Origin of the sequence: Paraburkholderia sediminicola, from assembly GCF_046026895.1 — a bacterium.
GTDB classification, from domain to species: Bacteria; Pseudomonadota; Gammaproteobacteria; order Burkholderiales; family Burkholderiaceae; genus Paraburkholderia; species Paraburkholderia sediminicola_C.
Map to the genome: position 1 here is coordinate 1 of NZ_JAQQEU010000078.1, position 23,312 is coordinate 23,312.

18 protein-coding genes and 3 pseudogenes are annotated in these 23,312 nt (G+C 65.3%); 9 read left to right on the top strand and 12 right to left on the bottom strand.

Translation table 11 applies throughout. From position 1 onward, the window contains the following. Positions 1-185, top strand: a pseudogene (locus tag PQR02_RS33215) (LysR family transcriptional regulator); the annotation flags it as partial. A gap of 275 nt (positions 186-460) precedes the next feature. Continuing rightward, positions 461-859, top strand: a pseudogene (locus PQR02_RS33220) (DUF2325 domain-containing protein); the annotation flags it as partial. 164 nt (positions 860-1,023) lie between these two features. Here the strand turns inward: PQR02_RS33220 and PQR02_RS33225 are convergent. The 3 genes and pseudogenes from PQR02_RS33225 to PQR02_RS33235 form a co-directional block, all read right to left on the bottom strand. Then, positions 1,024-1,422, bottom strand: a complete 399-nt coding sequence (locus tag PQR02_RS33225; RefSeq protein WP_408241762.1) for a winged helix-turn-helix domain-containing protein — start codon at positions 1,420-1,422, stop codon at positions 1,024-1,026. A gap of 51 nt (positions 1,423-1,473) precedes the next feature. Continuing rightward, positions 1,474-2,007 carry a nitrogen fixation protein NifQ gene (locus PQR02_RS33230; protein WP_408241831.1) on the bottom strand — a complete coding sequence of 178 codons (534 nt, stop codon included), beginning with the start codon at positions 2,005-2,007 and terminating at the stop codon, positions 1,474-1,476. Positions 2,008-2,184: 177 nt separating this feature from the next. After that, positions 2,185-2,457: pseudogene (locus PQR02_RS33235) on the bottom strand (molybdopterin-dependent oxidoreductase); the annotation flags it as partial. A gap of 124 nt (positions 2,458-2,581) precedes the next feature. Here PQR02_RS33235 and PQR02_RS33240 point away from each other — a divergent pair. Together PQR02_RS33240 and PQR02_RS33245 are read left to right on the top strand one after the other, a co-directional pair. Beyond that, positions 2,582-3,460 (top strand): extracellular solute-binding protein, encoded by an 879-nt coding sequence (locus PQR02_RS33240; protein ID WP_408241765.1) that lies wholly within the window; start codon positions 2,582-2,584, stop codon positions 3,458-3,460. Positions 3,461-3,463: 3 nt separating this feature from the next. After that, entirely contained in the window at positions 3,464-5,329 is a 1,866-nt protein-coding gene (locus tag PQR02_RS33245) for an ABC transporter ATP-binding protein/permease (RefSeq protein WP_408241768.1), read from the top strand. Here the strand turns inward: PQR02_RS33245 and PQR02_RS33250 are convergent. From PQR02_RS33250 to PQR02_RS33265, 4 genes are all read right to left on the bottom strand, one after another. Next, complete coding sequence (locus tag PQR02_RS33250; protein WP_408241771.1) at positions 5,326-6,756, bottom strand: nicotinate phosphoribosyltransferase; 1,431 nt, start codon at positions 6,754-6,756, stop codon at positions 5,326-5,328. The two genes, PQR02_RS33245 and PQR02_RS33250, sit on opposite strands and share 4 nt — an antisense overlap. A 189-nt stretch (positions 6,757-6,945) precedes the next feature. Further along, positions 6,946-7,371 (bottom strand): aldo/keto reductase, encoded by a 426-nt coding sequence (locus PQR02_RS33255; protein ID WP_408241834.1) that lies wholly within the window; start codon positions 7,369-7,371, stop codon positions 6,946-6,948. Positions 7,372-7,428: 57 nt separating this feature from the next. After that, positions 7,429-8,295: an NmrA family NAD(P)-binding protein gene (locus PQR02_RS33260; RefSeq protein WP_408241774.1), complete on the bottom strand. Its 867-nt coding sequence runs from the start codon at positions 8,293-8,295 to the stop codon at positions 7,429-7,431. A gap of 35 nt (positions 8,296-8,330) precedes the next feature. Then, positions 8,331-8,672: a DUF4148 domain-containing protein gene (locus PQR02_RS33265; protein ID WP_408241777.1), complete on the bottom strand. Its 342-nt coding sequence runs from the start codon at positions 8,670-8,672 to the stop codon at positions 8,331-8,333. A 159-nt stretch (positions 8,673-8,831) separates the two neighbouring features. Between PQR02_RS33265 and PQR02_RS33270 the strand changes: the two genes are divergently transcribed. After that, the gene (locus PQR02_RS33270; protein ID WP_408241780.1) at positions 8,832-9,746 is read left to right on the top strand and encodes a LysR family transcriptional regulator; all 915 of its coding nucleotides are present in this window, start codon (positions 8,832-8,834) and stop codon (positions 9,744-9,746) included. Between the two features lie 38 nt (positions 9,747-9,784). Here the strand turns inward: PQR02_RS33270 and PQR02_RS33275 are convergent, their stop codons facing one another. Next, a complete protein-coding gene (locus PQR02_RS33275; RefSeq protein ID WP_408241783.1) occupies positions 9,785-9,973 on the bottom strand; it encodes a hypothetical protein in 189 nt (62 codons plus the stop codon). A 385-nt stretch (positions 9,974-10,358) separates the two neighbouring features. Between PQR02_RS33275 and PQR02_RS33280 the strand changes: the two genes are divergently transcribed. Further along, complete coding sequence (locus tag PQR02_RS33280) at positions 10,359-10,808, top strand: ester cyclase (RefSeq protein ID WP_408241837.1); 450 nt, start codon at positions 10,359-10,361, stop codon at positions 10,806-10,808. Between the two features lie 241 nt (positions 10,809-11,049). On the opposite strand, the gene PQR02_RS33285 is transcribed toward PQR02_RS33280, so the two are convergent. After that, complete coding sequence (locus PQR02_RS33285) at positions 11,050-12,252, bottom strand: CpaE/TadZ family protein (RefSeq protein WP_408241786.1); 1,203 nt, start codon at positions 12,250-12,252, stop codon at positions 11,050-11,052. 68 nt (positions 12,253-12,320) lie between these two features. Then, the gene (locus tag PQR02_RS33290) at positions 12,321-12,620 is read right to left on the bottom strand and encodes a hypothetical protein (RefSeq protein ID WP_408241789.1); all 300 of its coding nucleotides are present in this window, start codon (positions 12,618-12,620) and stop codon (positions 12,321-12,323) included. Positions 12,621-13,939: 1,319 nt separating this feature from the next. On the opposite strand from PQR02_RS33290, the gene PQR02_RS33295 reads away from it, so the two are divergent. The 3 genes from PQR02_RS33295 to PQR02_RS33305 all read left to right on the top strand — a co-directional run bounded on the left by PQR02_RS33295 (position 13,940) and on the right by PQR02_RS33305 (position 19,056). After that, positions 13,940-15,376, top strand: coding sequence for a sigma 54-interacting transcriptional regulator (locus tag PQR02_RS33295; protein ID WP_408241792.1), 1,437 nt, complete (start codon positions 13,940-13,942; stop codon positions 15,374-15,376). A gap of 115 nt (positions 15,377-15,491) precedes the next feature. Next, complete coding sequence (locus PQR02_RS33300; RefSeq protein WP_408241795.1) at positions 15,492-15,839, top strand: NIPSNAP family protein; 348 nt, start codon at positions 15,492-15,494, stop codon at positions 15,837-15,839. A gap of 547 nt (positions 15,840-16,386) precedes the next feature. Beyond that, positions 16,387-19,056, top strand: a complete 2,670-nt coding sequence (locus PQR02_RS33305; RefSeq protein ID WP_408241798.1) for a mechanosensitive ion channel family protein — start codon at positions 16,387-16,389, stop codon at positions 19,054-19,056. 175 nt (positions 19,057-19,231) lie between these two features. Here PQR02_RS33305 and PQR02_RS33310 read toward each other — a convergent pair whose 3' ends face one another. Continuing rightward, positions 19,232-21,508 (bottom strand): ATP-dependent DNA helicase, encoded by a 2,277-nt coding sequence (locus PQR02_RS33310; protein WP_408241801.1) that lies wholly within the window; start codon positions 21,506-21,508, stop codon positions 19,232-19,234. After that, positions 21,505-23,280, bottom strand: coding sequence for a VRR-NUC domain-containing protein (locus PQR02_RS33315; RefSeq protein WP_408241804.1), 1,776 nt, complete (start codon positions 23,278-23,280; stop codon positions 21,505-21,507). The genes PQR02_RS33310 and PQR02_RS33315 overlap by 4 nt, the downstream gene beginning before the upstream one ends. Between the last annotated feature and the right edge of the window lie 32 nt (positions 23,281-23,312).

Sequence of the window (23,312 nt, forward strand, 5' to 3'; positions counted from 1 at the left end):
GTGGTTATGTGGCGGTGGTGCCGCATACGCTGGCCGATTGCATCACACTGCCGGGGGTCGTATACCGCGATATCGCGGGTCAGCCGATCGCCTCGGAGATTTCGATCGCCTTCCGCAAGTACGAGCGGGCGCCCGCCGTCAACGCATTTCTGACGTACGCGCGAAGCGCCAAAGGCCACGCATAGCCCACGCATCAATCCCGCGTCGCAAGCCGCGGTGCAACACGAGCTCGGTCTCGCGTTATATCCTGTTCGATATCGCGATAGGCTTCGTCGCTTGCGCAAGGGCCGCCCTTCGGGCGTCCGCGATGTCGTCGACGCGATCTTCTCCGACGCGCTCAGCAACGATGTGCCCGCGCTGCGCAAGGTGGTGGCGAAAACTCGAACGGCTCGACGCCGCGTTTATCGGCCTGTGCTTCGGCCATGTGCTGGAACAGCACGCACGGACGACCGGCAGCGAGATGCATGCGGCCGCCGCCCCGGTCACGGCCGCGCGCGCGTTACGCGAGAGCCGTGATCGCGCCTTGACGCTGCTCAAGCTGGTGCAGAGCGAATGCGATGCACTGGAACGCGCGAGCGTCGATGCGGCAGACCCCGTCGGCGGCGCCGGTGTGCGCCGCGCGAGCCTCGAGCATGTGCGCGGCAAGCGGATCGTGTACGTGGGCGGCCGGCCCGGCTTGAACGCCGCGCTCAAACGACTGGTGGAAGCGGCCGGCGGCGATCCGGTGGTGCACGACGGCGGCGTGGAAGATCGGAGGGGGCTGCTCGCGGCTGCGTTGCCCGGTGCGGATCTCGTCGTGTCTCCGGTGGACTGCATCGACCACGATTCGATGAACACGCTCAAACGCATCTGCGAGCGGCATCGGATCGACTATCATCCGCTGCGCACGGCGAGCGTGGCGAGCTTCGTCGAATTGATGGGCCGCCTGCCCCCGAGCATCTCGCTCAACTCGGCAATCCGCCAGCTTCGGCGTTTTGCATCCGGCACGGTTGAGCGCAACAAGCGCGAGCGACGAGCCACCGCTCAGGAACGGATCAGCCGGGTCAGTTCGGTGATCTGCTTCGCGCAACTGCGCCGGGCCTCTGCCTCGACCTCGCGATACAGACGGATGATGGTCTCGCCGGCCGGCGTGAGCGTGCAGCCGCCGCCGGCTTGACCGCCCTGCTCCGACTGCGTGGCGGGCGACTTGAGCGAGCGATTCAGTTCGTCGATCAGCAACCACGCGCGCCGGTACGACATGCCGAGGCTGCGCGCCGCCGCCGAGATCGAGCCGTATTCGCGCACCGCTTCGAGCAGATCGACTTTACCCGGTCCGAGTGCGACCGCGTCGCCGCTACGAATGCGCATTCGGAAGCGCACTTCGGGGCGCGTCTTCGCGGATTTCTTCGCTGCTGTGGGTTGGATTTTTGCGGTGTCGGCCATGCGCGAAAGCATACACGAACGATCTTGCGCTGCCACCTGGCCGAACGGCCTTCAGCGGCCTTGCGGGAAGCAGTAGCCGTAGTCTTCGCAGCCCGGACAACCGGGCGCGGGACCAGGCTGCAAGCCCAACGAAAGCGCGCGTTGCGCGGCGAGGAATTTCTTCCACCGCAAGTTGGCGACATTCAGCGCGACGAGCGTCGGGAAATAGCGCGTCAGCATCCACGTGACTTCTTCGCGGCCCGCAAGCCCGAGGTCGCGCCATAAGTGGTCGGGGCGCAGGCACGCGTGCGCGATGATCGCGGCGATGCAGTGAGCGTCGTCCGTGTGGACGGTGGCGCTTGCGTGGGTGAGCAGCAGGGCGTGAAGCGTGTGGACGAAGCTGGCGTGGGTGTCGATGCTGACCGCGAGCGGCAATGCGGACGCAGCCGCGTGCGTGAAATGCCGCGCCAGCAACCCGCGCCACTCGCGCGGCTGCAAGCCGAGCAACGCGAGTTCGTCATGCGCGTCGCGTGCGGCGATCAGCTTGGCGAACAGCCGGGTGTCGGCGCGGGATGCGTCCGTCGCCATGCTCAGCCATGTGTTCATGCATGCGGCTATCTGCGGGTCGAGCGGCAACTGCAACGGTTCGGCGCCGGAGTCGCCAGGGCCGCCAGCCGATCCGGCATCGGCGGCATGAACAGCGTTTGCAGGCGGATCGTCAGACATGGCGGCAACGCGATGGGCAATAACGGAGCATCTTACGCCCCGCGCTTGAACACCGCCTTAAGCCGATGGCATCAACACACGCGCCTCGATGCGCGCCAGCCGCTTGAAGTGACGCGGCGCGGGCAGGATGTCCGAGCCGGAAAACAGGATCGGCGCGCAGTCGTCGCCGTCGAGCGCGCGCCCGCCGCATTCATAGGCGACCAGCACGTTCTCGCCAATCGGCGTATTGAACAGCTCGTGCCACGAAAACGTCACGGCATAGCCATCCTGCCCCACTGCAATGAACACCGTGCGCTTGAACTCGCCCGGCACGTCGTTCGGCAGGCCGGCCTCCAGCTTCGTGCGGATCTTCCCGCTCGGCTGACACGATCGTCACGACATCGACCTCGCACCATGCAACCCAACGCGATGCCGTCGTAATATAACGCTCTTAATAACGTATCGGGGTTATCGCATGATTCGCAAGCTGCTCGCTTCTCTCGTGGTCGTCACCGGCATCCTGACGGCCGCGCCCGCCTTCGCGCAGGCCAACACGGTCAACGTGCTGTACGCCGGCTCGCTCGTCAACCTGATGGAGCGCAGCATCGGCCCCGCGTTCGAGAAAGCCACCGGCCAGCAGTTCCGCGGCTACGCGGCGGGTTCGAACAAAATCGCCAATGAGATCAAGGGCAAGCTGCGGCGCGGCGATGTATTCATCAGCGCGAGCCCGAAAGTGAACAGCAGCCTGATGGGCGAGGCGAACGGCAACCACGTCACGTGGTATGTGAACTTCGCCGAATCGCCGTTGATGATCGGCTATAACCCGCAGAGCAGATTCGCGCCGCAGTTCAAGAGCAAGCGCTGGGACCAGGTGCTGCAGCAGCCGGGCATCCGCATCGGCCGGACCGATCCGAAGCTCGATCCGAAGGGCGCGTTCACCGTCGAAATGGTGACCAAAGCCGCCGCGCTCTACCATCAGCCCGACCTCGTCGAGAAGACGCTGGGCGCCGCCGAAAATCCCGAACAGGTGCTGCCCGAGGAAACGCTGGTGGGCCGCCTGCAATCCGGCCAGCTCGACGCCGGCTTTTTCTATTCGACCGAAACGTCCGACCTGAAGATTCCGGCAATCCGCCCCGCGCCTGAATTGCAGGCCAAGGCGAGCTACACGCTGACGGTCCTCGACGACGCGCCGAACCACAGTGGCGCGGTCAGCTTCGTCGACTTCCTGCTGAGCGAGCAAGGCCGCGCGTTGCTCAAGCAGCACGGCGTGGACGTGGTCAAACCCACGGTGAGCGGCAACGTGCAGGCGATACCGCCGTCGGTGCAAGCCGTGATCGATGCCGCCCCGCAATAAGCGGTGAAGCGCACCGCTGCGCGACCGCTGCTGTGGCTGGCGGCGCTGCTCGCCCTCTATCTGTGCGCTCCGTTCGTCGCGAGCGTGCCGCAACTCGGCGCGGCGGATTGGGCGAACGTCGACTGGCGCGCGACGTGGTCGGCGGTCGGCGTGTCGGCGGCGAGCGCCACGGTGGCCTCGCTCGTGATCCTGCTCGGCGGCGTGCCGCTCGGCTATTTTCTGGCGCGCGCGAGTTCGCGCAAGATGGCGCTGCTCGGCTTCGTCGTGCAGTTGCCGCTCGCGCTGCCGCCGCTCACCAGCGGCGTGCTGCTGCTGTTTCTGCTGGGCCCGTATAGCGGAATCGGCCGCCTCACCGGCGGCGCGCTGACGGACTCGTTCGCCGGCATCGTGCTGGCGGAGGTCTTCGTGGCCGCGCCGTTTCTGATCATCGCCGCGAAGTCCGCATTCACCGCCGTCGACCCGGTGCTCGACGACGTCGCGGCGACGCTCGGCCATCATGCCGGCAGCCGCTTCTTGCGCGTGATGCTGCCGGTGGCGTGGCCGGCGATTCGCGCCGGACTCGCTCTGGCATGGCTGCGCGCGTTCGGCGAATTCGGCGCGACCGTGATGGTCGCGTATCACCCGTATTCGCTGCCGGTCTACACGTACGTGGTGTTCGGCGGCCAGGGGCTGCCGGCGATGATGCCTTTGCTCCTGCCCACGCTCGCGATCGCGATCGTTTGCGCGGCGCTGTCGATTTACAGCCTGCGGCAAAGACCCCCAGCCGACCAGACCGAAAACGGCGACGACGCGCGGGAAGCCGCTCCCCCACTCATCGCGGGCCGCGGCGACGCGAGCGAGCGCCGCCTGGAGTTCCATCTGCGGCGCCGGTTGGGCGCGTTCGACCTCGACATCGCGTGGACGCCTGCCACGCGGCGGCTCGCGATCATCGGGCCGTCGGGCTCGGGCAAATCGCTCGCGCTGCGTCTGATCGCGGGGCTCGAATCGAACGCGTCGAGCATGCTGCGCCTCGGCTCGGCCGAATTGCACACACTGCCCCCGGAGCGCCGCCAGATCGGTTACATGCCGCAAGACTACGGCCTCTTTCCGCACATGAGCGTGGCGCGCCAGCTGGCGTTTCCCGTCGATGCCGACGCCGCCAGCGCACGTTACTGGCTCGATCATCTGGGCCTCGCGCCGCTGGTCGGGCGGCTGCCGCATCAGTTGTCGTTCGGTCAGCGGCAGCGGGTGGCGCTCGCGCGTGCGTTGACCCGGCATAGCGAACTGCTGCTGTTCGACGAACCGTTCGCCGCGCTGGATACGCCGCGCCGGCGTCTGTTGCAGCAATCGTTGCGGGCGTTGCAGCGCGAGATCGCGGCGGTGACGATCATCGTCACGCACGATCCGGATGAAGCCGCATTGCTTGCCGACGAGGTGCTGGTCGTCGAACAGGGCCGCGTGTTGCAGGCGGGCTTTATCGCTGACGTGTTCGAGAGGCCTGCTTCGATGCGCGTGGCGGCGCTGCTCGGTCTGCATAACGTCGGCGAAGGGTCGATCAGCGCCGCGGGCCAGGTGGAGATCGGCCACGGCTTGACGGTCGGCGCAGGTGAAGGCAAAGGCGCGAGCGGACCAGGTCCAGGCCTTGCCGCCGGCGAGCGCGTCATGTGGCGCGTGTCGTCGCATGCGTTGGCCGTCACCTCGCAAGGCGCGCATGCGGGCGTGATCGAGGCGGTCGAATTGCGGCGCGGCGAGCGCTATGTTCGCGTGAATATCGCCGGGGTGCGCTTCGACATGGCTAGTGAAGATGCCAGTTTGCGCGAAGGCGCGCCGTGCCGGATCGATATCCGCGCGGCGGGCGTGACGGTGTGGCGCGCGGGCGGTCCGCGCTAGACTTCGCCGGCGTGCGCCCGGCTCCTGATCTCGGCGAGCGATACGTCGACCAGTAACCTGCCGGAATCGAACACCGTCACCAGCGCGTCTTCCCATTCGCCCTGCTCGCCCGCGATGGGCAGCGTAACCGTCCGGTACTCGCCCGTGCGGCGATTCATCAGCAGCGTCAACCGGCCTTTCATGGAGCGCTTGCCAACGTCCGTGACCGGATCCTTGTGCACATCGCGCCACTCGTCGCCGAGGCGGATGGCGGAGCACTTCATCGCGAAGCGCTGCGTATCGCGGTTGATCTGCTGCAACAGCGCGCCGCCCATGCCGAACACGATGTTGTCGGCCGCGAAACCGGCGGCGTCCATTGCGGCGAGGATCGCCTCGATCGACTCCGGATTCACGCTGTCGCCCTGAATCACGCGCACGTTGTCGAGCACGCGCCGCCCTTTGCCATTCACCGCCGAGCCGAACGACGCGTCGAGCGCGCGCAGCGTCTGCAACACGATCGTGCGCGGGTCGCCCGAGTCGGGCCGGATCACCAGCATGCCGCCGGAGTCGAGCACGGCCTGCTTCAGCTTTGTGCCCCACACGTCGAGCGCGGCGAACAGATCGTAGGAGTCGGAGACTACCGAAACGATCGCACCCGGCTTGCCGAAGCGCGCGATCATATTGCGGAACGCGTCGGTTTCGCGCTCGCGGCCCCACGACGTGATCGTGCTGTGCTCGGCCGCCGGCACGGAAAACGCGGCCATGGTTTCGTTGTAGTAGTGGTTCGCGGCCACTACGCCGAGCACCGTGTCCGAACCCATGAAACTGACCAGATGCGCGGCGCCGCCGATCGCCGCCGACTCCGCGCTCGAGACCCCGCGCGCGCCGAAGTCGTGCAGCTTGAACGGCAATTGCTTGAGGTCGTCGCTGCTCTTTTGCAGGTACGCGCGGATCGTTTTGCGCAGATGCCAGCTTTGCGTCGCCACTGTGATCGGATACCACACGCGCAGCAGCATGGTCTCCAGATACGTGGCCAGCCAGAACACCTGTGGATCGTCGCATTCGACGGTGACCAGCGCGTTGTGCGTCGGCACCACCGAGCCTTCCGGCACCGCGCGAATCCGCACCGGCAGATAGCCGCCGCACTGTTCGACCACGTAGCGCCAGCCCCCCTCGTTGAACGGCTCGCCGTGCGCGAGGAAAAACGCTTTGGCCTCGTCGATCATGGCGGCCGTGACCGGCCGGCACAGGTACTCCTTGATCAGCATTTGCAGGCCGAAGAACAGCGTGCGGTCGTAGCGGCCGCCGCGCGACTCGATGTACGAGAACATCGCCGTCGCTTCGGGCGGATATTGCAGATAGTGCGACGCCTTGTACGAATCCGTGTTGAGGATCGGATTGGACAGGATCGACGCGATGTCGTTGGGACCACGGGTTATGTTCGGCATGGACGATGCTGCGCTCGCGTGATTTTCTCGAAGGGCAAACGGACGGACTGCGTGCCTTAACCATACACCCGGAATCGCTCCGGAGCGTCTCGACCGGGTCGGAAAACGGCAATCGGACCACTACTCGATCCTTGTCGTGGAACTGCTGCATCCAGTACCAATAGGACAGGGGCGGGTGCGAAACCTGATTCAGACGTTCGGTCTGCGCTGGGTCAACGCGATTTGCCGAGCGTCGAGGTTAGCGGTCAGTTGGTCGGGCGTGGGCGCGCCTGCAATGACGGAACAGACTTCACGGCGCTCCAGTATCCAGGCCAATGCCACCTGAGCCGGCGACGCGTTCAGTTCCGCAGCGATGTCGCGTAATCCGCGCACGACAGGATCCGCCTTTGCGGGATCGATCGGCGGAAAATTCAGCGTGGTTCGACGCCCGGTTCCGCCACTGCCTCCTTGCGTGTACTTACCGCGCAGGTAGCCGCCCGCGAGCGGACTCCACACGCGAAGCGCAACATCATTCGCCTTTGCCACGAACGCGCTCTCATGCTCGACGACGCGGCTCGTCAGCGCATAGTGAACCTGATTGCTGACGACGCGGGCCCAGTGCGCGCGGGTGGTAATTCCCTGTGCACGCTCAAGGTCGCCCGCGCTCCCTTGATGATCGACGAGCGGAAAGGGTTAGCCTGCCTGCGAGACGAGGCCTCGCAGAACGGTTTCCAGTTCCACTTCGCCCTTGACGATGTCGGCCTCCTCACCTTCGAAGGCGACGAAGTCTTCGTTGAATCCGTCGAGCATGCGGATGCGCGGCAACGGTTCCTTCATACCTTGGGACCGGAACAGCGCGTCCCAAGTGTCGCGCGGCACCGCCTGCGCGCGAACCGGACGACTGAGCACCCGGGAAAACGCCTCGGCCAGATCATTCGGGCTTACACGTTGCGGCCCCTCAAGCTCGACGACACGCACGCCGCGCCACGTTTGTTGAAGCAGTTGTGCGGCCACGCGCCCGACGTCCGCGGTCGCGACCATCGGCACAGGTTTGTCGAGCGGCTGCAGAAAGCTGGGGATCATCCCTGTGTCCCGGGCTGGCGCAACGTCCCATGCGGCGTTTTCCATGAACCAGCCGGGACGCAGGAATGTCACGGGCATCGGCAAGTCGCGAAGCGCCTGCTCCATCAGCGTACGTTGTGTGAGCAGATTGGTCTCGGTGGCCTGCGCGCCGATCGTCGACAGGCAGAGCACCTTGCCTGGTGCCGCCGACTGAAGCGCGGCGCGCACCGCGTCGATGACAACACGTGCCTCGGGAAAGCCCGGCGACGGGTCGAACTCGGACGGCGGCAGAATGAAGACGCCTTGCGCGCCCTCGAAAGCGGCCGTAAGGGACGCCGCGTCGTCCATCTCGGCTGTCACCACGTCACACCCGCGCTCGGCCCATGAACGTGCCCGGGCTGCATCGCGCGCCACCGCGCGTACCGGCTGGCCCGCTGCGAGCAACGTGCGCGCCACCGCACCGCCGACCTTTCCTGTTATCCCTGTGATTGCATACATTGCAGTTTCTCCCAGCATCGATAGATGTGTTCCGATCAGTGATGTGCGTAAAACGAGCCGAACGGTGCATTCGCGGAGGCCGCTCCAGCGGTAACGCGAATGCCCGAAGCGGATGAACCGATGCGCGCACCGCCCACGCTGCTGTCGACGTTCGACCCGGCATCCTTCTGCGAGGCCACAGCTGATTCGGCAGCCTGAATGTCGGCGGGGTAATGCGGATCATCGGCGCGGCCGGGCCAGTAGCCCACGCCTTCCAGTTGTACGAGCTCTGCGCGCACCTGCGCGCGAGTGACGGCCGAGCTGGATGCCTGAGCGTATCCAGCGGCGGGGAAGGCGATGGCGGCTGCGATGGCCAGTGTGAGACGACGGGTATTCATGGCAATGCTCCTTGGGGTCGTGGGGTTGAAACGTCCTGTTGGGATGCATTGTGGGAAAACGCGACGAGAAACTAAATGACATGAATGACACTTGTGAGATGACGGATAGTTACTAATCGGTCATAGTGCGATTTTCGACGCACTGTGCGGGGAGCGCCTATGAGATCGTCCCGCGAGAATCTCTCCAGCGGTATCAGCGTATTCGCTGCCGTCGTCGATGCGGGGACGTTCGCAGCCGCCTCCGAAGTGATGGGTATGTCGCCGCCCGGCGTTAGCCGGGCCATCGCCCGACTCGAAAGGCGGCTGAAAATACGGCTCTTCAACCGGACGACCCGCGCCGTTTCCCTCACTGAAGAGGGCCGACGGTTCTACAAGCAGGTCATGCCGCACTTGAGGGGAATGGAAGAAGCGGCCGCAGCCGCGGCAGGAGGCGCCGCGACAGTGCGCGGGAAGCTGCGAATCAATCTTGACCCGGCTTTTTTTCGAATCGTTCTGAGCCCGAAACTCGATGAATTCATGGATGCGCATCCAGAACTTGAACTCGAGTTCATTGCGAGAGATCAACTCGGTGACCTGATCATGGACGGCTTCGATCTGGCCTTGCGATTTGGCGAACCCCGCTCATCCAGTCTGATTGCGCGAAAGCTTCTGGACACTGCCGTTGTCACAGTCGCAGCCCCCTCGTACCTCGCTCGCCGGGGGCGGCCAGCGGAGCCTCAAGAGCTAGGTCGCGGGGTCCACAGGTGTCTGGAGTTCCGGAACCCGGAAACCGGAAAGCCGTATCCGTGGGAGTTTCATCGCAAGCGCAAAAAGCTGGTTGTCGAGACGAACGGAAGGCTTACGGTGAATGATCCGAGCGCACTCCTCAACGCGTGTCTGGCCGGCTCCGGCATCGCGCAGATGCTACTGCTCGGAGCGGAACCTCTGATCCGGGAGGGGCGGCTCGTCAACCTGTTCCCGGACTGGACGGATGAGCGCTTCCCGCTCTATGCGTACCATCCATCCCGGCACCACATGCCGGCCAGGACAAGGGTCTTTCTCGACTTTATCGTCGCTTTGACGAGGACGAGTTAGCAAGTCGGCCAGGCGTTCGCCGACGCCTCGGCGGCCCGTCACTCGCTCACAGGACCATTGGAGACGGCGTCTGCGACCTGGGGAAGAGACTCTGTTTCGACAGGTTCGATGATGGCAGCGAGACCAATCTCTAATCGCGCATGGCGTTCAAATAAGGCTAGAAGTTCAGGGCGCAGTCCATCGCCGCGTTGGGCTGCGAGCGCGTGAAACGAGAGAATTGGCAACATGGTGGAACTCCTTTCAATGAGGGACAGGCGAGCGCTACGCCGATGACGGAATCGGCGCTCGGCGCGCCCGCAGGATGCATGCGGTTCGAGCGCATCGCCCTTCGTCCGCCGGCCTCGGTTACTGTGCGATCGCATGGACAGGTTATGGCAGCGGGTCGGCACAGGCACCCCGATTCTTGCTGTCTATTTCACGTCGCTACGCCTCCGGGCGCCGTCGCTTACGAACGACGCGCGTAGTGACCATCGCCACCACAAGACGCGTGTCGGTTTTATCGAGTGTTGCAGCAAGAAACGGGGGGCGGCTGACTGCTGGCGCCAATATTGTTCAGGCAGAGGGAGGCGATTGCGTTTCCCTCTTTCAACCACAGTCAATGAGGAATTCACCATGTCCAGGGAAGATGACAACAAGGCCGTCGTGGGCCGCTGGTTCACCGATTTCTGGGGCAAGACATGCAACCTCGACATCGTCGACGAACTTGCTGCTCCAGACATGCTTCTTCAATACTCGCTGCACGAGGCGCGCCGCGGCCGCGAGGACATCAAGGCATTCATGACCGGTTTCCGCGCAGCGTTCCCGGATCTCAACTTCTGGGGCGCCGCTGATCTGATCGCCGAGGGGGACTATGTAGTCGGCCGTTGGGAGGGTGGAGGCACACATACCGGTCCGGCATTCAGCGACTTCCTCATTGGATCGTTGCCGGCCGCGACCGGACGGAAAATGCGCTTCACCGGCACGACCGTATTACGGCTCAATGGTGGCAAGATTGTCGAAGAAATCGGGCTGGACGACGGCGTGACGGCGCTGCAACAACTTGGACTCCTCAAGGCAGCGTGATCGAAGGTACAGCGCTTCCGCAGTTTTTCAGCAATGCTGTGCGTATCTAACGCCACAACGCGCCGGGATGCTCCCGGTCCGTTGTGGCGTTATCCGGCCAATGGGCGACTGGCTCAAACCAGTTCGACAGCAGGTCCGTGATCCTCAACCCCAAGATTCATTCGATGATCCTGGTGATGTTTTCACAGTTCCTTGATCCATTGAAATCGATCCCGGCATAAGTCGCCCTGCTGGAACAGACTCAAAGCCCCGGCTTCAATTGCGGCGGCAGGTTCGGCCACGTCGTCAACAGCCGGCCGATCATGCTTTTACGGCGCTCGACCGGCGCCGGCCACAGCATGCCGGCGAGCAGACCGATGCCCTGCGCAAGCGCGCTGTCGCGGGCCAGCGTCACGAGTGGCACGCCTCGGCTGAGCGCTTCGTTGACGTGCTTGTCGTCGCGTGGCAACTGATGCGCGACTTTCGCGCCAAGGGTCTTTTCGAGCATCGGCAGATTGATCTGCGCGCTCTTGTCGTACTGATTGACCACCATGCGTACCTTGCTGGCCGGGTAGCCCAATTCCCTGAAGATGTCGAGCATGCGGCGCCCGCCGTGCAGATACAGCGGGTTCTGCCGCACGACCATGCATATCGCGTCGCTGTGATCGAGCGCGTGGATCGTCAGCGCGTTGAGGCTCGCGCCGACATCGATCAGCACCGCGTCATAGCGTTCGCGCACCAGCGCGAGAATCGGCTCCAACTGCGCCGGCAACAGCCCGGCGGCCTTGAGCGGATCGCCCGCGCCCGCCAGCACGTCCAGGTTCGCGTGCACGGGCATCACGCACGAATCGAGCAACGCGGCGTCGAGCCGCTCGATCTGCGAGCACAGATCGGCGAGCGTCATCGGCGGCGGCCGGTCGGCCATCAGCAGGCTCGCGTCGGCGAATTGCTGGCTCAGATCGATCAGCAGCACGCGCCGGTCGCGCTGCCCGGCGAGCGAACAGGCGAGATTGACCGCGACCATCGTCGTGCCGCTGCCGCCCTTGCTCGACGCAAGCGACACGACCCGTCCCGCGCGCCGGCCGGGCGCGTTTCTGTTTGCGTCGATCCGGGTCAGCGCAGCCGTCACCATGCGCGAGTCGAGCGGCCATGACAGCACGTGCCGCACGCCGATGCGCCGCGCCGCGCCCAGCAAGGCGGTGGACGGCGCCGGCGTCACCAGCATGCAATGCAGGCCCGGCCAGCAGGCGAGCGTTTCTTTGATGCCGTCGAGTTCGCGCGCGTTCAGATTCGAGTCGTCGACGATCAGCAGATCGGCGCTGCGGATCATGTGCAAATGCGTGGGAAGTTGCCGGAGCGTGCTGTACGCCATGCGCAGCCGGTAGCGCACGCCGCTCTCCTCCAGCCGCGCAACGATGTGCTGCGCATGTTCGGTGCTGGCGGCAATCAGGAAGATGTCGATCATGTCGGGTCTCAGCCGCTCTGCGTCCGCCGGGATGGCGAGGCCACGTCGACCACGGTCGACGTTCGGAATTATTCTTCGAAATCGAACGGGTAAATCCACTCGCCGCGGTTGTCGTTGCGTTCCGGACTGCGTTCGCGCTGCACCGGCGTCTCGTAGACCGTGTCGCGCAACCCTTCGCGCTGCAACTCGGCTTGCGCGCGGCGCTTGGTCTCCCGGGCGATCACCAGCGTCAGCAGATCGGGGGCGGGTGCGGCGAACAGCGCCTGCGGCGCGGCAAAATGCCGGCGGCAGCGAAACCCGGTTGCATCCGCGACGGCTCGACGGTCCGCCAGCGCCGCGTCGATCGGCTCACGAATCAGCTTTTTCATGACATCCCCCCGAAAAATGGCCTCGTCCATGTCCAGATGGCCGTGCCCGCGCAACCCTGCGGACACGGCACCCGGTTCACCTCGTAACTCGTCTCTCTACGGAGACTGGTGGCCTCTCCTCGCTTTTCCGCGCCCGGCCGGTCCTGTCCGGGCGCTCCCCTTTTTTGTTCAGTCCGTCGCTCGCAAACAGCATGAACAGCACGAGCGCGCTACCTGTCGTTATTGCCCTCCCCTTCGCGTCCGTCGGTAAGAAACGGAAAAAGCGGCTCGCTCAATTTTTTTACGTCGTCGTTTATGAATGGCCGATATAGCTATCAATCACTCATCCGCTTTTTAATTCGACGTCGTTTTATTGGCCCCGCCACCACCTCGCAACGCACATTGGCTTCCCCGGCCATGCTCGCGAAGCGTTTGTTTGCCGCCGGTCCGCTTTTTTCACCGTATGCCCCGCGCTTTGAACCGGGCGGCAACGCATTCTTTTGCTATGCAGACCTTATTGCAACGGCTATGCCATGTTGCCGAAAACCCATGAGCAGCCGTGCCTTCTGCTGCGTTGCGCCCGGGCGTCACGCGTTTCGCATCGCACTTTGATTCGTTCACGACACGCGAACGGGATGGCCTTTGCGCCCGGCGAAAACATCATTGCCCCGGCGCGCAGCCGCGTCAGGCGGCGCGCACCGCGCCTGGCCGCGCGGCGCAGCGCGGCCCGGTCAAAAGTGCCGCCCCGCCGATCCGCCGCGACCCATTCGCCTGGCCCTGCCAAATATGTAGCAGACATGAGACACGCTCCACCGAAACCTGCGAGTCCGCGATGGCTTAACCCCAGTGCGAATTGCATGGTTATGTTGGATGCCTCTCATAACGGGGATTGACCAATCGCTTATTAATAGGCGATACCGGCGCGATTTCGCGAAAATGCTTTCTTGATCCGTATTTGTTTGTGTGGCGCTCTCAGGCGCTTTCGCTTATCTTTAAGCCACTGCGCCAATTAGAGCGCCTGTTTCAGGTCAGCGAGGCAAGAAACGGTTTTGTGATTCGGGGAAAAGTCGTCTGGCGGTTTCAGTAATGAACGCTGTTGCCGCTACCGGTCCGTTGTGTGGCATCTCGCGGTTTGCGCCGCCCGCTCCATGCCCCCGTCATTGCAGCTAGTGAAACTTCGTCGCCGGGCTGCCGCAGCCGGTCCCGAACATCCGCAAGCCGCGCCCGATCCGTGCAAACGGAGCGTGGCGCGGCGTGCCTGACCGAAGGTCGGCGTTGCCCGCCGGTGTGTCCTGTAAGTCGAACAGCAGTCCTGAGAGCAGCATTGAACCGGGGGTAACATGAATACGCCTTGCACGCCTGTCGACACTGAACGCACCGTGTTGTACGTGTCGAACTCGCCCGACCAGAAGCTCGTCGAGTTTCTCGCGGCATCCGGCTGGCAAGCCGTGCACGCGAAAAGCACGGCAGCGGCCGAACGCCTGATCGAGCGCGGCAACATCAAGGTCGGTCTCGTGCAACTGCCCGACGACTGCACGTCGCAGCATCTGTCCGCGCTCGCGTCGTGCATGCGGCGCGCCGAAACCAACTGGGTCGCGCAGATCGTGCCGGGGCAGACGGAAAACGAACTGATCAGCCGCTTCATCCTCGATTACTGCTTCGATTTCGTCACGCGGCCGTGGCTGAACGACCGGCTGATGTTCGCGCTCGGCCATGCGCACGGACTGTCGAGCCTGCGCCAGGCCCGCGTCACGCCGGAGCCGTCGCTCGGCCGGCATGGCATGGTCGGACAGTGCGAGGCGATGCAGCAACTCTACCGGCGCATCGACAAATGCGGCGCGACCAATGCGCCGGTGTTCGTCGCCGGCGAGTCGGGCACCGGCAAGGAACTGACCGCTCGTGCGATTCACGAGCGCTCGCCGCGCGCGGGCCGCGCGTTCGTCGCAATCAATTGCGCGGCGATTCCCCCGAGCCTGCTGCAGGCCGAGCTGTTCGGCCACGAACGCGGCGCTTTCACCGGTGCGCTGCAACGCAAGATCGGCCGCATCGAAAGCGCGCACGAAGGCACCCTCTTTCTCGATGAAATCGGCGACATGCCGCACGAATGCCAGGCAGTCCTGTTGCGCTTTTTGCAGGAGGGCACGATCGAGCGGCTGGGCGGCAGCGGGCTGATCCATGTCGACGTGCGCGTGATCTCGGCGACTCACGTCGATCTGGACAAGGCAGTCGAAGCCGGCCGTTTCCGCTCCGACCTGTATCACCGCCTGTGCGTGCTGCGCCTCGTCGAGCCGCCGTTGCGCGAGCGCGGCGGCGACATCAAGCTGCTCGCCAACTACGCGCTCAGCATGTACCGGCAGGACGGCGCGCGAAAACTGCGCGGGCTGTCGAGCGACGCGATCGTCGCGATGTCGAACTATCAGTGGCCGGGCAACGTGCGCGAGCTGATCAACTGCGTGCGGCGCGCGGTGGTGATGAGCGAAGGCCGCTTCATTACCGCGAGCGACCTCGGCTTGCCCGAAGCGGACAACGGGCCGGCCGTGACGCTCGCGGAAATCCGCAGCAAGGCGGAAAAGGACGCGATCGAACACGCATTGCAGCGGCACGGCTACAAGCTGTCCGAAGCGGCCGCGGAACTCGGCATTTCGCGCGCGACGCTATACCGTTTAATGCACGCGAACCGGCTGCATCAGGAGCCGGCGGGCGGACGCGCGTCGAGCCCGAACGGCGGCACCGATGCCGGCGACGAAGGGCAGCGGCAAGCGCCTTCGCTGGTGTGAGCGGGCGGCAGTGCGCGAAGCATTGCACACTTCATCATGCGGTGAAACATCGCAAGCGGGCGGCGGCCATACTGGCCCCAGGCGTTCTTCCCAGGACGCAACCGGGAGCTTGCATATGGCGATCACCTGCTTCATCCGCTATCGGATCGATCCGTTCCAGCGCGATGCCTTCGACGAGTATGCGCGCAACTGGGGCCGCATTATTCCGCGCTGCGGCGGTCATCTGGTCGGCTACTTCCTGCCGCACGAAGGTACCAACGACATCGCGTGGGGTTTGATCGCGTTCGACAGCCTCGCGGCCTACGAGGCCTATCGGGCGAGATTGCGCACCGACTCGGAGGCGCTCGACAACTTCAGGCTCGCGCAGACGAAGCGCTTCATCCTGCGCGAAGAGCGCACGTTTACCGAAGTGGTTGCGGGGACATTCGGCGTTGCGCCGGTCGGCGCGATGGGCACGGCGTGATGGTGGCCGCGCGGCCGGCGCGGCATTGCGCTGTTGCTCCGGCCGCTCGGTAAATAGCCCGAACGGACCTCCATGCACGTCTTGCCGCTAGCGGAATCGCCGCCGCATTAGACTGCATCGCCGTCGACATGTTGTGCCCGGCGTTTTCAGGCCAAACGGGGCCCCAAAACGCAATCGGAACGAAACGCGAAGGCTCGTCGAGCAGCGCGTCAGTGTTTCGTGTGATTCCCGTGCAGGTGGCACCCGCCCCGCCCTCGCCTGCCGCGCCCCGGCGCACACCCACTATGCCGCTTCCGCCGTCTGGCAAACTTCTTGCGTTACACGAAGTCGGCTGCAGCCACCCCGCATCGGTTATCGTTACGGGTCTCGCCGACACCGTCACGCTCGCGCATCGCGCAACCGCCCTTGACCGGCTTTGGGGCTGCATCCGGCGGCTCTGGCCCGCGGAACTTGTTCGACAAACCCGTGTCGGTTCATGGTCACGCCGCCGAACACATCCACGCGTTTCGGCACAATCGTCCGCACCCGGTACCCCGCCTTTCACCCTATGCGCAAAATATTCCACGCCTGGTTTTTCCTTCTTCTGATCATCTTCGGCACCGCGCCAGCGGTTGCCGCCGCCGCACAAGCGACCCCCGCCTCGCCGGCATCCGGCCCGATCACCCTGACGCCTGCGCAGGCTCGCGACGCGCTCGCCGTGCTCAGCGACCCCAAGCGCCGCGCGCAAGTCGCCGATACGCTGCAGGCGATAGCCGCCGCCGGAGCGCTGAGCGCGCCGCCCGCCGCTTCGGCGGCCGCCCCGGCTTCGGCCCCGGCAGCGGCCAGCGGCGCCGCCTCGCTCGTCCCCGCGGCTTTCACGTCCAACGGGCTCGCGTCGCAGATGGCCCGCCAGGGCGCGCATTGGGTCATGCAGCTCGGCAAATCCCTGCGCGGCTCGGTGGCTGCGCTGCTCGACGTCGCGTCGGTTCGCGCGTGGTGGAACTGGCAATTGAGCAACCCGCATGCGCGCGGCGTGCTGATCAACGTCGTCTGGTCGCTGCTGGCAGCGCTGGCGCCCGCCCTCGTGCTGGAATGGCTCGCGCGGCGCGTGTTGCGCCGCGCCTACCAGGCGCTCGCCGCGCGCCGCGAGCGGAACGAACTGGAAACGGACGGCGCGCGCGAGGCCGCCGCGCCAGTCGACACGGCGCCGCGGTCCGGCACGCCGGGCGCCGCGCCGCCGCTGCCGCCGCTGCCGCCGTTGCCGACCGGGCCCGTGCCGCCCGTGCTGGAAGCCGAGGCTCAGGCCGTCGCCGCCGCTCCGGTTCCCGCTGCCACTAAAGACAAAGACATCGAAGCCCAAGGCAAACGCAACGCCACACACCACTGGACGCTGCTGCAACGTCTGCCGCGCGCGCTGCTGGTTACCGTGCTGCGGCTGGTGCCGCTCGCAGTGTTCGTCGGTGCGGCGAGCGCGCTGATGTCGTTCTTCACCACCGGCGGCACACCGCAAGACCGCGCGCTCGACTCGCTGATCGACGTCTACGCACTGAGCCGCGTGGTCGCGATCATCGGCAGCTTCTTTCTGCAGCCCGCCGCGCCGCGCCTGCGCCTGTTGCGGATGGGCGACGCGTGGGCCGTGTTCGTGCAACGCTGGATCGTGCGGATCGTCAGCGTGGTGGGCGCCGGCGTGGCGCTCGCCGAGGTCACGAAAGCGCTCGGTCTGAACGACGCCGCGCATCTCGCGCTGTTGAAGGTGGTCGCGCTCGCCGGCCACGTGCTGATCTCGATCCTGATCCTGCAGTGCGCGAGGCCGATCGGCGATCTGATCCGCGCGCGCTTCACGAAGCACAGGTCGCTGGAAATGTTCAGCAATGTGTTCGCCGATGCGTGGGCGTGGTTCACGGCCGCGATCGTGATGGCGCTGTGGTTCGTGTGGGCCTTCGACGTGCAGAACGGCTATCACGCGCTGGTGCACATCGGCGGCTGGACCGTGGCGATCCTGGTGGGCGCGCGGCTCGGGTCGATCGTGATCTTCGGGGCGCTGGCCCGGCTCTTTCACGTGCAGGACGAGTCGGATAAGTCGCTCGTGCATCGGCACGCGTACCGCTATTACCCGCTGCTGCGGCGCGTGATCAGCTGGGTGATCGGCATCATCACCGCGCTCGCGCTGTTGCAGGTATGGGGCGTCGATGTCGTCGACCTGTTCCGCCCCGGCACGATCGGCCACCGGCTCGCGTCGGCGCTCGCGACCATCGGCGTGGCGGCGGTCGTCGCGCTGATCGTGTGGGAAATCGTCAACGTGTCGGTCGAACGGCGGCTGGACAGCTGGACCACCAGCGGCGATCTGATGCGCGCCGCGCGCCTGCGCACCCTGCTGCCGATGCTGCGCAGCGCGCTCTTCTGCGTGATCGCGCTGGTGGTGGTGCTGACCGGCCTGAGCGAACTCGGTGTGAACATCGGGCCGCTGCTGGCGGGCGCGAGCATCTTCGGCGTCGCGCTCGGTTTCGGCTCGCAAAAGCTGGTGCAGGATTTCATCACCGGCATTTTTCTGCTGATGGAAAACGCGATGCAGGTCGGCGACTGGGTCACGCTCGCGGGCGTATCCGGCACCGTCGAATATCTGTCGATCCGCACCGTGCGGTTGCGCGGCAGCGACGGGTCGCTGTTTACCGTGCCGTTCAGTTCAGTGTCGACGGTGAACAACACGAATCGCGGGCTCGGCAATGCGGCGGTACGCGTCAGCATCGTGTTCGGCCAGGACGTCGATCTGGCGATCGATACGCTGAAGGAAATCGGCGCCGCGCTGCGCGAGGACGAAAAATTCAAGGACGGCATACTGTCGGACTTCGCGTTCTGGGGCGTCGATGCCGTGGACGGCTCGGCCGTCACGCTGGCCGGCCAGATTCAGTGCCGCGACACCGCGCGCTGGGGGGTGCAGCGCGAATTCAACCGGCGCATCGTCGACCGGTTCCGCGAACGCGGAATCGCGATCGCGAATCCGCAGCGCCATCTGCTGACGTGGGACCCGGAAAGCGAGGCGGCCAGAATTGAAGCCGATGAAGGATCCTCGCCGGTGTCGAAGGACCCGCCCACGCCAAGCTCGCCCGCTGACGATTCCCAGAGCGCCGCGACCCGTCAAGGCGACGCGCCGGTCGAAGATCAGATTCCGGTCGATCCCAAGCCTGGGGGTGGTCCGGGAACGCCTGGCAACCCGGGGACGGCGTCGCCGCACGCGTGAAGCAACGCGCGGCGGGCGCTTAGCGGCCACGCGCGGTAACGCGCGTTTGCCCCGTGGCGGCGGCGCCCGCGTATAGCGCGATGCGATGCGATGCGATGCAAGATCCGCAGCAGGCTGCGTCATGCAATTCCACAACGCCCAGTGCGCGAAGTACAGCGCGTGGATCGGTGAAGTCTCAGCCCACCTGCCACCAGCGCGGCAACAACCGCCGCACCTCGGGCCGCCGATACCGGTCGTCGATCAGATGCACGACACCCAGGTCCTGCTCCGTGCGGATCACGCGCCCGGCGGCCTGCACCACCTTCTGCAAGCCCGGATACAGATACATGTAGTCGTAGCCGTTGCCGAACCTCGCGTCCATCGTGCGGCGCATCTGCTCGTTGACGTCGTTCATCTGCGGCAAGCCGAGTGTGGCGATGAACGCGCCGATCAGTTGCTGGCCGACCAGATCGACGCCTTCCGCAAACGCGCCGCCGAGCACCGCAAACCCCACGCCCTGATTCATGGTCCGAAAGCGCGCGAGAAACGCGTCGCGCGCGGCTTCGTCCATGGCAGGCTCCTGGGCCCAGACCGGCAAATCCGGATGCCGCTCGCGCATCAACTCGACCACGCGTTGCAGGTATTCGAAACTGCTCAGGAACCCTAGGTAATTGCCGGGTTGCGCCGCATACTGCTTCGCGATCAGATCGACGATCGGCACCAGCGAGCGCTCGCGATCGCGCCAGCGCGTCGATACATTGCCGGCCACGCGCACCTGCAACTGCTCCGCGCGAAAAGGCCCTTCCACGTCGAGCCATTCGGTCTGCCCCGGAAGCCCCAGCGTGTCGCGATAGAAATGGTGCGGGCTGAGCGTGCCCGAAAACATCACAGTGGTGCGGGCAGCGGCATAGCGTGGCGCGAGAAACGGCGCGGGAATGACGTTGCGCACGCATAGCGTGGCGCGGGTCTTGTCGCGCGGCGCGTAACGGTCAGCGGTAAGCGTCACGTCGAAGATCGAGTGCTCGCCGAACTGCTCGGCCAGCGCGACGAAATGCATCGCGTCGAAGAAAAAACGCAGCGACGCTTCGTCGATCGACAGCGGCGCTTCGGCGAGCTGATCCGTGACCGCGCCGATCAGATTCTGCGCCGCCGACAGCAGTTTGCCGGGAACATCCGGATAGACCTGATACGTGTCGACCTGCGCGCGTTTGAGCGCATTCCATTCGCGCTGCAAGCGTTCGAGCGGCTTGCGCAAACTGGCCGGCGCGCTCTTGCGCGCGAGCCTGAACGCCGCCTGATCGAGCGACGCGGTGTACATCCGCCGCGCGCGGTCGAGCAGATTGTGCGCCTCGTCGACCAGCACGCCGACGCGCCACTGATTGATCTGCGTGAGCGCGTAAAGCATCGCGCTGCTGTCGTAGTAGTAGTTGTAATCGCCGATCACGACGTCGGCCCAGCGCGCCAGCTCCTGAGCCAGATAGTACGGACAGACTTCGTGCGCGAGCGCCGCTGCGCGCACCGCCGCGCGATCCAGACGCGGCCCCGCCAGCGCCGCGCTGCGGGCCGCGTCGAGCCGGTCATAGAAGCCACGCGCGAGCGGACACGACTCGCCGTTGCACGCTTTGTCGGGATGCTCGCAGGCCTTGTCGCGCGCGACCAGCTCGAGGGTTCTCAACGGCAGCGGCGCACCGCGGGACGCGGCGCTCCGGTGCAGCGTTTCGATCGCGTCGAGCGCGAGCGCGCGGCCCGGCGTCTTGGCGGTCAGGAAGAACATCCGGTCGATCTGCTGCGCTCCACACGCCTTGAGCAACGGGAAAATCGTCGCGAGCGTCTTGCCTATACCGGTGGGCGCTTGCGCCATCAACGGCTTGCCGTCTCGCGCCGCGCGATACACCGACACCGCCAGTTCGCGCTGCCCGCTGCGAAACTGCCCATGCGGAAACTGCAACGCAGCGAGCGCCGCGTTGCGCGCGGCGCAATGCGCCTCTTCCTGCACCGCCCAATCGAGAAAGCGTTCGCACTGCTCGACGAAGAAAATCTCCAGTTCGCGCGCGGTATGCGTTTGCGTCAGCAGCGTTTCCTTCTGATTGCCGATCTCGAAGTACACCAGCGCCACCGTCAATGCGGCAAGCCCGCGCGCGCGGCACAGCAGATGACCGTACACCAGCGCCTGCGCCCAATGCAGCGTGCGGTGATTGGCGGGCATGCGCTCCAGATCACCGCGATGCGTCTTGACCTCTTCGAGACGATTGGCGGCCGGATCGTAGCCGTCGGCGCGCCCGCGCACGGTCAGACCGCGATGCGTGCCCGTCAGCGTGATTTCGGTTTCGTAGCCGTTCGCGCGCCGCCCGGCGACCGTCACGTGGCCAGCCATGCCTTCCAGCGAGGTCGGCGCCGGCGTGAAGCGCAGATCCAGATCGCCGCGTCTCGCGGTGAACTCGCACAGCGCGCGAACGGCCACCACGTAGGTCATGCCGCTGCCCCGGTGTCGAACCTTGCGATGCCCGGCGCTTCGGCTTCAGGTCCCGCGAGCGCTTGTTCAGCCCACCGCACGTCGAGCACCCGCACCGGCATCCCATGCTGCGCGCAGTAGGCGAGCCAGCGAATCTGATTGTCCTGCAAGCGATCGCCGGGGCCCTTCACCTCGATCAGCTCGTAGCGGCGTTCGGCCGGCCAGAAGCGGATCAGGTCCGGCAAGCCCGAACGGTTACCGCGAATATCGCGCAGCAGGCGCTCGAACCACAGCTTCAGATGCGCGGCGGGCAAACAGTCGAGCGCCAGCACGACCAGTTCCGGCGTAAGCAGCCCCCAGAACACGAACGGCGATTGCAGCCCTGCCTTGCTGTGCAGATGCCGCAGAATTGTCTCGCGATAGACGCCGCTATCGAGTTGCGCAAGACACGCGGCGAACTGTGCCGCGCGGCGCGCGTGAAAATCTGGTGCGTGCAGATCGGCCGGCCCGCGCTGGAACGGATGAAAAAACGCGCCGGGCAGCGCCGCGAAAACCGGCTCCCAGCACAGCAAGCCGAACAGCGAGTTGATCAGCGCGTTTTCTACGTAGTGCACCGGCGCGGCCTCGCAAGTCAAATGGTCGCGCGCGCTGAATTCGACCGCTTGCGGCGTCTCGGGCTTGGGCAGCACCAGCGTGCTGCGCTCGACCGGCCGGGCGGCCGGTAAGCGTTGCGCCGGTTCGCCGCGCTTGCGCCGCAAACGCGGCAACATGCGCGCGATGCGCTGCGCCTCTTCTTCGCTTTCCGGCGCGACGGCCGCTTGCGAGGCCAGCGCAAAGGCTTCGTCGAAGCGCTCGCTACGTTCGAGCACTCGCATGCGCCGATGGCGCGCGCCGGGCCACGCGCAAGTTTCATAAACCGCGAGCGCGGCGCTCCAGTGCTGCCGGCGTTCGCAATCCTGACCGATACGGAACAGCAACTTCGCGCGACGCGTTTCGAGCCACGGATTCGCGGTCTCGATCGCGGCGACGGCGGCGACGAGTTCTTCGTGCGCCGTCGCGGCGCCGTCGATGGAAAGCCACTCCAGTGCTTCGCGGCACGCATGCAGCGCGAGATAGACGTCGATGTCCGCGCGTTGCTGGAACGCGCGCGACGAAGGCGCGAACGCCACCTTTTCGTACTGGAACACGCCGAGATCGGCGAGCACGAACTCCGACCAGTCTTGCTGCAAGTTGCCGAAGAACATCAGACGCAGCCGTTCACAAAGCGGCGCAATGACGACGTGCAGGACGCAATCCGTGGTGTGCGCATGCCATTCGGAAAGTGGACGCTGTGGACGGCTTTCCTCCTCGCAATCGCCCGCATAAAACGGCCGCAGGGTTTCCAGCAGATCCGGCTTGCGCAGGCTCTTTGCACCGGGAATCAACGCAATGGCCTGGGCGAATATCTCCAGCAACTGGGCGCGTGTGCTGAGCGCGAACAGCTCGTCGAGTGTGAGCGCCGGTTCGGTATCGATCCAGCCGAGCGCCGCGATCGGCGTGGCCGCCTGCAACGGACAGCCGATCTCCTCATAAGACAAACGGCTCGCGCGAAACAGCGTGCCTTTGCGCATCAGCATGCGCACGAGCAGCGCCCGCGCTGACTGCGGCAAGCCGGCGAACGCGTCGATGAACGCATGCTCCTGCGCGTCCATCAGATCGTCGTAACGCGTGGCGAGCCACGCCAGCGCGCGCTCGAAATTCAGCAGATAGTAAGGGACGTCAGAGCGGAAATCTGACCGAGCATCGGTTGCCACGGGCTTGTACACAGACTGTATGTTTATACAGT